Annotated in this window: 9 protein-coding genes; 4 read left to right on the top strand and 5 right to left on the bottom strand. The window is 48.3% G+C overall.

The genetic code is table 11. From position 1 onward, the window contains the following. Positions 1-48: 48 nt before the first annotated feature. Positions 49-540: a hypothetical protein gene (locus C8E01_RS20620; protein ID WP_133242804.1), complete on the top strand. Its 492-nt coding sequence runs from the start codon at positions 49-51 to the stop codon at positions 538-540. 55 nt (positions 541-595) lie between these two features. After that, positions 596-1,114: a GNAT family N-acetyltransferase gene (locus tag C8E01_RS20615; RefSeq protein ID WP_116545344.1), complete on the top strand. Its 519-nt coding sequence runs from the start codon at positions 596-598 to the stop codon at positions 1,112-1,114. Positions 1,115-1,120: 6 nt separating this feature from the next. On the opposite strand, the gene C8E01_RS20610 is transcribed toward C8E01_RS20615, so the two are convergent. Further along, positions 1,121-1,828: an endonuclease III domain-containing protein gene (locus tag C8E01_RS20610; RefSeq protein WP_116545343.1), complete on the bottom strand. Its 708-nt coding sequence runs from the start codon at positions 1,826-1,828 to the stop codon at positions 1,121-1,123. 189 nt (positions 1,829-2,017) lie between these two features. Between C8E01_RS20610 and C8E01_RS20605 the strand changes: the two genes are divergently transcribed. Then, positions 2,018-2,710, top strand: a complete 693-nt coding sequence (locus tag C8E01_RS20605; RefSeq protein WP_116545342.1) for an MBL fold metallo-hydrolase — start codon at positions 2,018-2,020, stop codon at positions 2,708-2,710. Between the two features lie 89 nt (positions 2,711-2,799). Continuing rightward, positions 2,800-3,462 carry a DUF2238 domain-containing protein gene (locus tag C8E01_RS20600; protein ID WP_243409741.1) on the top strand — a complete coding sequence of 221 codons (663 nt, stop codon included), beginning with the start codon at positions 2,800-2,802 and terminating at the stop codon, positions 3,460-3,462. A gap of 66 nt (positions 3,463-3,528) precedes the next feature. Here the strand turns inward: C8E01_RS20600 and C8E01_RS20595 are convergent, their stop codons facing one another. The 4 genes from C8E01_RS20595 to C8E01_RS20580 all read right to left on the bottom strand — a co-directional run bounded on the left by C8E01_RS20595 (position 3,529) and on the right by C8E01_RS20580 (position 7,656). Next, the gene (locus C8E01_RS20595) at positions 3,529-4,194 is read right to left on the bottom strand and encodes an OmpA family protein (protein WP_116545340.1); all 666 of its coding nucleotides are present in this window, start codon (positions 4,192-4,194) and stop codon (positions 3,529-3,531) included. Positions 4,195-4,506: 312 nt separating this feature from the next. After that, positions 4,507-5,268, bottom strand: a complete 762-nt coding sequence (locus C8E01_RS20590) for an OmpA family protein (RefSeq protein ID WP_243409739.1) — start codon at positions 5,266-5,268, stop codon at positions 4,507-4,509. Between the two features lie 257 nt (positions 5,269-5,525). Further along, entirely contained in the window at positions 5,526-6,425 is a 900-nt protein-coding gene (gene accD, locus C8E01_RS20585; RefSeq protein ID WP_165820702.1) for an acetyl-CoA carboxylase, carboxyltransferase subunit beta, read from the bottom strand. A 172-nt stretch (positions 6,426-6,597) separates the two neighbouring features. Continuing rightward, on the bottom strand, positions 6,598-7,656 hold the full coding sequence (locus C8E01_RS20580; RefSeq protein ID WP_116545337.1) for a class I fructose-bisphosphate aldolase: 1,059 nt from the start codon (positions 7,654-7,656) through the stop codon (positions 6,598-6,600). Positions 7,657-7,791: the final 135 nt, after the last annotated feature.

The raw sequence follows: 7,791 nt of genomic DNA, 5'->3' as shown, positions 1-7,791 counted from the left end.
CTGGATAAGGGTAGGCTCTTTTTTTTCATCTTAAATTAGAAGTTAAATGTGAATCCAAAAGATAGCCCTTATCCGCTGCTTTTTAAAACCAGCTACCGAAGGTTTAGTGCAACCCAGTGCAGCTTTAACCCTTGCTCCGCTAAGGGCATTGGCTGCACAAATCCGCTAGTAATTATAATGCACAAAGAATACCTAGATAACTTTAATCAAATTGGAACTCCTATTCTGAAGATCGTTCAGCTAGACATCAGAACCGAGCTTATCGATGGCGATGGTTGTGGTGTAACTAAAATTGGGCTGTATAAAAATGGTTGCAAAAAGTATGAAATAAAGTATGCGTACAATCACCTTGATTTTAATTTAGGAGTCTCCGTTTTTGAGGTGTTGCATGGAAAAGCTGATTACCAAAGACCTTTATTACCAAAGCATTTTAGTGGTGGACTGAATTCATACGGTTATTCTGAAAGTGAAATTGAGAATTTGGTTAAAGACATATGCGACTTAGAAAAAAAAATATCCACAAAACCTAAAATGCATTAAATCGCAGTTTAGTCAAGCCGCTAGTGCCAACTTCAACATAAGGCCCGAAAATAGAATGGATAACATCGCTATAAAAAAAGTTACCCTAAGTGACGTTGCTCAACTGCAAAAAATCAGCAGGCAAACTTTCTCCGAGACCTTCTCAGTTGGGAATACAGAGGATAATTTGAAAAAGTATCTGGAAGAAGGGTTATCTGTTGAAAAACTGACGGCCGAACTCCGTGATAACAACTCTCAATTCTATTTCGCGACAATTGATGATAAAGTAGTCGGTTACTTAAAGCTAAACTCCGGCCAGGCACAGACAGAATTGAAAGACGACAAAGGCCTTGAAATAGAAAGGATCTATGTGTTAAAGGCATACCACGGGAAACGTGTGGGGCAGGTACTTTATGAACACGCCATCCATATTGCAAGGCAGCTGAACGTTGACTATGTCTGGTTGGGTGTTTGGGAAGAAAACCCAAGAGCTATCAGTTTCTATAAGAAAAATGGCTTCGTCGAATTTGACAGACATGTTTTCAAGTTAGGTGACGACGAGCAGACGGACATCATGATGAGGCTCCAACTGTAAACCCAGCTACGCCGCCTTATCAATCCCCTTCGCCCGCACCTGGCTGTAATAGTTGCAAATTCCGTTTAGCACGCACTTTTCGCATCTTGGGTACGACCAGGTGCATACCTTCTGCCCATGCCAGAACAGGTGCTTGTGGAAGTTGAACAGCTCAGTGGCATCCTTGGGCAGCATTTCCAGCAAAATATCATGGGCTTTGTTGGCAGTTACTTTGGCGCCGATCAGCCCCACCCGCTGACTTACCCGAAACACATGCGTATCGACGGGTAGCACCGGTTTTTTGAAGTTGAACAGTAGCAGTAAAGTAGCCGTCTTAGGTCCTACACCGGGCAGGCGTGTCAGCCAGGCCATGGCTTCTTCTACTGGCAAGTCGGCCAGGAAATCGATGTTCATCTCGCCCCGCTCCTCTTTTATCATACGCAGCGTCTGCTGTATCTGAGGAGCCTTTTGCAAAGGGTAGCGGGTTGTGCTCACCGCATCGGCAAGTTCATCCTCTGGAGCGTTCAGCACTCCCTCCCAATCTCCGAAGCGCTCCAGCATGGTATAGTAAGCCTTCTGCTCATCTGCGTGGTTGGTGCGGTGTGAGAGCATGGTAGAGATCAGTTCGTGCATGTGGCTGCGGCGCGGATCAAGCTCCAGGCGCTTGTACTCCTGATTCAGCAGCTCGTGGGTAATCATCGTTTTCTCCTCAGCGGGTCGTTCATGTCCTTCCATTGTGCACGTGGGTTTGCCAGTTCTTAATATAACGGCTTAATGCAAATGGCGTTTCCGACAAAATCAGTTGAGAATGACTGGACTATGCGTTAGAACATTTGTTCAGGAAAATTGTATTATATTACAACAATTTATTTCAATTACCGCTATACCTGTAACTCAGGCCCAAACAGCATTTACTTTCATTCTATGCAAATCAAATTCTTAGGAACAGGAGGTGCATTCGACATCGATTATCTGAACTCTGCCGCCCTGGTGACGATACGGGAAAAGTGCGTTCTGCTTGATTGCGGTTTTACAGTATACCAGACGCTGGTGCACAAAAACCTGGTACATCGGGTAAGTTATATCCTGATCACCCATTTGCACAACGACCATTGCGGTAGCCTGGCCAATTTGCTACTACACAAGCATGTAGTGGATAAAGCCCCTAAGCCAACCATTCTGTACCCGACTGACCAGTTTAAGGCGCAGGTATACGAGTTTCTGAAAATACAGGTGAAGGACCCGGAAAAGTATGTGGACTTTATGCCGCTCGAGCATTTTGAAGGTATAAAGGCCGTTGATACTTATGGGCTGCACTCGGAAGGTCTGCAGTCGTTTGCCTATATTTTCGAAGAAGAAGACAACCGCCTTGTATACTCAGGCGACTTGGGCAAGCCCGACGTGCTGTTCGACAAGCTCAGCCGCATGCCCTCACTACCTACCTGCGTATACCACGACATCACTTTCAGCCCCGAAAACACAGGCCATACCTTCTACAAAAAGCTGCTCCCTTACATGAACGGGGTGGAAATGTTCGGCTACCATTGCGACCCAACACAAAACCCTGCCGACAACCCAATCAGGCTGGTGTTTTATCAAAAAGACCTGCTGGCCTAAAGCTTTTCAAAAAGCTTGTATCCAATTAGGTAAAACATGTGTATCAATTTTAGGTTAATGCTGCATTAGCACACAAAACCAGTTGGCACATGACGTTTACAATGACTTTCCGCTCTGAAAACAAGCTCCCTTTCCTGCACAAGCCGCTGCACATAGCCTATACTGCCATTTTTGTTCTTTTCTTGGGCTACACAGGCTTTACCACACCCGATCTGCTCAATTGGCTGCTCGAGAACTCCCTCTCGCTTTCAGTGTTGATCATTCTGGCGGCTTTTTACAACATCTTCCGCTTCACCGACACCAGCTATACCTTGATCTTCCTGTTCATGATGCTGCACGTGTATGGCAGTTACTACCAGTATGCCGACAACCCGTTTGGGGAGTGGATGAAAGGGCCGTTCAATTTTCAGCGCAACCATTATGACCGCATTGTACACTTCGGCTTCGGACTTATGCTTACGTACCCGCTGTATGAAATTGCGAGGAGAGGCTTTGATTTGAGTGTGTTCTTGAGCAGCGTGCTCACGTTGTCGCTCGTGTTGGCGCTGGGCGCGATATACGAAATTGTGGAGTGGGTTGTGGCAGATCTTGTGTATGACGGGGATGAACAGGGAATGGCCTACCTTGGGATGCAGGGCGACATCTGGGACGCGCAGAAAGACATGGTGCTTGCCTTTTTGGGAGCTATCATCGCCATCGGGTTTGCCATTGTCCTCCGCAAGCGCAAGCAACCTGCACCTTCTAAAACCTAACGCCACATAAAAAAGCCAGCTATACCTAAAGTGGCATAGCTGGCTTTTCATCAGTCTATCTAATGCTTACAGATCACCGCGCTCTGCGGCTTTCTTCATTCTCTCGTTTGCAAAGATCGCGATCTCTACACGACGGTTAGCCTGACGGCCTGCTGCCGTAGAGTTATCGGCTACCGGGTGGTCAAAAGCCCAGCCCTGTGTTGTAATGCGGCTCCGCGAAACACCTTGCTGCGTCGTATAGCTCGCCACCGATTCAGCTCGACGCTCTGACAGACGCTGGTTCAAATCACGGCTACCGGTATTGTCCGTGTGGCCCTCGATGATGATGTTCGTGTCTTCGTACTTCTTCAGCGTAGTGGCCAGTTGCTGGATGTCAGTCTGTGCGTTCGAACGCAGTTGAGCGGAGTTCACATCGAACAGGATGCCCGAGTCGAAAGTAATTTTGATACCCTCTCCTACACGCTCTACTTTAGCGTTTTCGAGGTCACGGCGCAGTTCTTCAGCCTGCTTGTCCATGTGACGACCGATCAGGGCACCAGCTGTACCACCAACAGCGGCACCAATAATGGCACCCGCCGCTGTGTTACCAGCCACTTTACCAATTACACCACCCACTACGGCTCCACCACCGGCACCTATAGCACCACCTTTGGCCGTGCGACTGGCATTACAGGAAGTAAACAATAGACCGAATACGGCCAACACTGCTAAATAAATTCTGATATGTTTCATTGTTTTCGTTTTTTAATTTTCAATTATAGTTGTCAGATTAAGCCCTTAATACTCCTAATGGGTTAAAATGTTGTATTTGCATATAGCACTTATACTGCTTACTACGCACAAGCCACTATTAATCAACACATTAATCGCTCTTGCTGATAACTTACATTAGACAAAGTATATACGTAAACTAACCGGAGAATATTCAAAAGGAGTTTATGGATAGCTTTTTCAGGCCGTAGAGGGGGTTTTCAGCTAAAGTATGATGCACAAAAAGCGCCTGCCAGGTATACCTGACAGGCGCTTCAGTACAGGTGTTATACCTTATTTTATCTCTCCGCTTTCGGCAGCTTTCTTCAGCTCCTCGCTTGCGATGATGATGATCTCTACACGACGGTTCTGCGAACGGCCTTCAGCTGTGGTGTTGTCAGCAATTGGCTGGTCAAACGCGTAACCTTTCGCTTGCATGCGCGATGCATCTACTCCACGTGTGCGGGCATAGTTGGCAACAGCCTGCGCACGACGCTCCGACAGACCCTGGTTTAGCTCGCGGCTACCGGTGTTGTCCGTGTGGCCCTCAATAATGATGTTTGTGCCTTCGTACTTCTGCAGTGTTGTTACCAGGCCATCGATGTCTTTTTTGGCGTTGGCGCTCAGCTCAGCAGAGTTCACGGCAAACAGGATACCTGAGTCGAAGTTGATACGGATAGCCTCGCCTACACGCTCAATCTTGGCATTCTCCATGCTCTTCTCAAGCTCCTCGGCCTGCTTGTCCATACGGCGACCGATCACGGCACCTGTTGCACCACCTACTGCCGCACCAATAATGGCACCTGCCGCTGTGTTACCCATGCGGTTACCGATGATACCACCTACTACAGCGCCGGAGCCTGCTCCGATGATACCGCCTTTGGTAGTTTTATTCATGCCTGGCTTTTCTTCGCCGGTAGTGCTGGTATCGGTTCTGTTACCTGTTGTGGTAGACGTATCGCCAGTACCAGAAGTGGTAGGTGCCGTAGTCTGGCACGAAGTGAACAGCATGGTCACGGCCAGCATAGATGTCAACGATAGTTTTACTAATTTCATAGTCTTGTGATAAATTAAAAATTGGTTTTTGGTTAATAGTAGTATTAGTTAATACAAATTGCGTTGCTTTTGTGCTTTCGCAATACTAATGCCAAAATTAGGCACAATATTGTGCTCTACCCAAACTATTACTTTCACGAGCCAAAAAGGTTCGTTTACCCCCGATCAGGTTAAATTTTGTCATGTTTGAGTACTAGCAGAAGAGCCTGTCAGCAACACTAACAGGCTCTTTACGTCTAAATATTTATACAATCTGCTTATGACGACTTGTCGGCCTTCTGCGTTTTGGCAGTGCCGTTAGTTTCTTCCGTAGCAGGCATGATCATACCCAGCAGGTCAACCAGGCGCTGCTTCAGCTCTTTGCGGTCCACAATAAAGTCCAGGAAGCCGTGCTCCAACACAAACTCTGCGCTTTGGAAGCCTTTTGGCAGGTCTTTCCCGATCGTTTCTTTAATAACACGAGGTCCGGCAAAACCGATCAGAGAACCCGGCTCAGCAATATTGAAATCGCCCAGCATAGCGTATGATGCAGTCACACCTCCGGTGGTCGGGTCGGTGAGCAGAGAGACATAAGGTAGTTTTTCTTCAGAAAGCAGCGCTAGTTTGGCAGAGGTTTTGGCCATCTGCATCAGCGAGAAGCCAGCCTCCATCATGCGGGCACCACCTGATTTGGAGATCATCATGAAAGGCGTGCGCGTCTTGCGGGCATGGTCGATGGCACGGGCAATCTTTTCGCCTACCACAGATCCCATAGAGCCGCCGATGTAGGCAAAGTCCATACAGGCAATGGTGATGTCCCTGCCGCCTGACTTACCATAAGCAGTGCGCACGGCATCTTTCAAACCAGTCTTGCGCTGGGTCTCGGCTGTACGCTGCGGGTATGGCTTGGAGTCGATGAAGTTCAACGGGTCTCCCGAGCTCATGTCCTCATCCATTTCCGTGAACTTGTTATCGTCGAACAGAATGGCGAAATACTCCTTGGAACCAATACGGTCGTGGTAGTTGCACTTCACGCAGGTCTTCAGGTTTTTGCGATGCTCGGTCATGCTCGTCACTGTCTTGCAATCCGGGCACTTATACCACAAACCGTCCGGGGTTTCCTTCTTCTCCTCTGTCGGAGTGATAATTCCTTTTTCTACTCGTTTAAACCAAGGCATCATAATCGTATCGGTCGTGCATGCTGCACATTAAATGGTTGTTCCGCCATACCCCTCTTCTCCGGCTTCGGGCAGATTTGGGCACAAATATAGCCTGCTCCGGAATACTCACAAAAGAGCAATTCCAAAGCAGGCTGTAAAATTAGGTAATAATCAGCAGTTCTGCTACAGATTACGCAAGTGTAATGTCGTTGGCCAGGTATACGTCCTGAATCGCGTTCAGCAACTCCACACCAACTTTCATGTCTTTCTGGAAAGCCTTGCGGCCAGAGATCAAGCCCATACCGCCTGCACGCTTGTTAATAACGGCCGTGCGTACGGCATCCGCCAGATCCGACTCGCCCTTCGACTCACCACCGGAGTTGATCAGACCGGCGCGGCCCATATAGCAGTTGGCCACCTGGTAGCGGGCCAAGTCAATCGGGTTGTCAGAAGAAAGCTCGGAATACATTTTTTCGTGCGTCTTACCGAAGCCGATCGCCTTGAAGCCGCCGTTGTTCTCAGGCAGTTTCTGCTTGATGATGTCGGCCTGAATCGTTACGCCCAAGTGGTTGGCCTGTGCTGTCAGGTCAGCCGCCACGTGGTAGTCCGTGCCGTCTTTCTTGAAGGCGTTGTTGCGGGTATAGCACCACAGGATCGTGGCCATGCCCAGCTGGTGTGCTCTTTCGAAAGCCTCAGCTACCTCAATGATCTGACGGGAAGACTCCTCGGAACCGAAGTAGATAGTAGCGCCTACTGCTGTCGCTCCCAGGTTCCAGGCCTCGTCCACGGAACCGAACATGATTTGGTCATACTTGTTCGGATAGGTCATCAGTTCGTTGTGATTTATCTTCACCACAAACGGAATACGATGCGCATACTTTCTGGACATCATGGCCAGGTTACCGAACGTGGTCGCCACCGCGTTACAGCCACCCTCGATCGCCAGTTTAATGATGTTCTCAGGGTCGAAGTAAATCGGGTTTGGGGCAAAAGAGGCACCCGCTGTGTGCTCTATACCCTGGTCAACGGGCAGGATGGACAGGTAGCCTGTGCCAGCCAGACGCCCCGTGTTGAAAAGCTGTTGCAGGCTGCGCAATACCTGCGGGTTGCGGTTAGACAGTGAGAACACACGGTCCACAAAGTCAGGACCCGGTGCATGGATCAGGTCCTTGGAGATTGTTTTGCTTTCATACTGAAGCAGATTTTCCGCTTCAGAACCAAGTAAGGAAACGATGTTATCGTACGACATTTTTTAAAGTTTTATAAAGGGACGTATTGAATTGCAGAACAAATATATAATGCTTTTTGAATACTCAGAAATTCACATGACTTCTGTTGCCAGCATGGGTGCGCTGCCCCAACATACCGAATACCTCTCTAAAAT

Source organism: Pontibacter virosus, from assembly GCF_003096355.1.
GTDB lineage: Bacteria > Bacteroidota > Bacteroidia > Cytophagales > Hymenobacteraceae > Pontibacter > Pontibacter virosus.
This window is presented reverse-complemented; position numbering and strand designations above follow the sequence as displayed.

Excerpts from the sequence above, each read along its gene's own strand:
- C8E01_RS20610 (WP_116545343.1), bottom strand. The coding sequence starts at position 1,828 with ATGGAAGGACATGAACGACCCGCTGAGGAGAAAACGATGATTACCCAC.
- C8E01_RS20600 (WP_243409741.1), top strand. The coding sequence starts at position 2,800 with ATGACGTTTACAATGACTTTCCGCTCTGAAAACAAGCTCCCTTTCCTG.
- accD (WP_165820702.1), bottom strand. The coding sequence starts at position 6,425 with ATGCCTTGGTTTAAACGAGTAGAAAAAGGAATTATCACTCCGACAGAG.
- C8E01_RS20590 (WP_243409739.1), bottom strand. The coding sequence starts at position 5,268 with ATGAAATTAGTAAAACTATCGTTGACATCTATGCTGGCCGTGACCATG.
- C8E01_RS20605 (WP_116545342.1), top strand. The coding sequence starts at position 2,018 with ATGCAAATCAAATTCTTAGGAACAGGAGGTGCATTCGACATCGATTAT.
- C8E01_RS20615 (WP_116545344.1), top strand. The coding sequence starts at position 596 with ATGGATAACATCGCTATAAAAAAAGTTACCCTAAGTGACGTTGCTCAA.
- C8E01_RS20595 (WP_116545340.1), bottom strand. The coding sequence starts at position 4,194 with ATGAAACATATCAGAATTTATTTAGCAGTGTTGGCCGTATTCGGTCTA.
- C8E01_RS20580 (WP_116545337.1), bottom strand. The coding sequence starts at position 7,656 with ATGTCGTACGATAACATCGTTTCCTTACTTGGTTCTGAAGCGGAAAAT.